Origin of the sequence: Albidovulum aestuarii, from assembly GCF_029961185.1 — a bacterium.
Lineage (GTDB): Bacteria > Pseudomonadota > Alphaproteobacteria > Rhodobacterales > Rhodobacteraceae > Albidovulum > Albidovulum aestuarii.
Genome location: NZ_JASBQQ010000022.1, coordinates 1 through 1,262 on the forward strand (window position 1 = coordinate 1; position 1,262 = coordinate 1,262).

1 protein-coding gene is annotated in these 1,262 nt (G+C 58.0%); it reads left to right on the top strand.

What is annotated here, in order from left to right:
* Nucleotides 1-396: 396 nt before the first annotated feature.
* Nucleotides 397-1,262: calcium-binding protein (locus tag QKW60_RS20960; RefSeq protein ID WP_282371656.1), on the top strand; the 866-nt coding region annotated here is incomplete at its 3' end.

The following is a 1,262-nucleotide window of genomic DNA, read 5'->3' on the forward strand; positions in this document are numbered from 1 at the left end:
GATCTGATCCGTCTGCATGGTGTGGCAGGCGCCGGTCAGGCGGGCAAGTTCGCGGCGCTGGGCGTGACGGCCGTGACAGGCGGGGTCGAGATCGACTACAACGGCCACGTCATCACGCTGGATGGCGTTACCGTCGGGGACATCGATCAGACTGATTTTATCTTCGTGTGACGGGAGAAAAGTCGGAAATCGGACATCGGCATCCAGGGCTTGGTCCGCGCACAGCAATTGTTTCCTGAGCGGATCAATTGTGCCGCCTGATGCGTATTGTTGTGCCGTGGACGCCCTGGACCGGAAGTGAATTGTTTAAACCGAACTCACCCGATACGTTGAGATCGGATTGGGTGATACACGCTTTGAGTCATGTCTACTTGAAGCATATATGCGGGGTGCAGTATGGCGATTTGGTTAGGCTCCACCGGGAGCGATCTGTTTCCGGGAACGACCGGCATCGACAACTCGGGCGATGACGTTCTCAGAGGAAATACAGGCGATGACACGATTTTCGCGGGAGACGGGAACGACCGTGTTGTCGGCGGCCTTGACGACGGGTCTCTGTCAAGCGGAAATGACGAACTCTATGGCGAGGCTGGTGACGACTACCTGATAGGTGACGACGGCAACGATCTGCTGGATGGCGGCATCGGAATCGACGAAGCAGGTTATGAAAAAGCGACATCGGCCGTAACGGTAAACCTCGTGTCGGGAACAGCTTCCGCCGGAGCGTACGGGACCGACACGCTGGTTGGAATCGAAGGAATCCGCGGTTCCGCGTTTGGCGATACAATGGTCGGCGACGGGGCTGACAATTTCTTTCGTGGTCTGGCCGGGAACGACAGCATCGATGGCGGCGCCGGAAGCGATTGGGTTTACTATGATCGCGACTGGATCAGCGGTGGCGTACTTGGGGTCACCGTCGACCTCGGCGCTGGCACCGCGACGGACGGATTCGGGAATTCTGACACCTTAACCAGTATCGAAAACGCTCGCGGTACTCTTGTAGATGATGCCATAACCGGAACTTCTGGGGATAATTCCATAGAAGGTCTGGCTGGCAACGACACTCTCGTCGGAGATCTCGGTAACGACCGTCTCGACGGGGGCGACGGCAATGATCGTCTGGATGCCGGAGACGGCGACGACACGATCTATGGCGGCGTGGGTGACGATGCGGTGCTTGGGCGCGCTGGCAACGATCTGCTTTACGGCGAGAACGGCAATGACAACATCGCGGCCTCGGACGGTAATGACACGGTCTATGG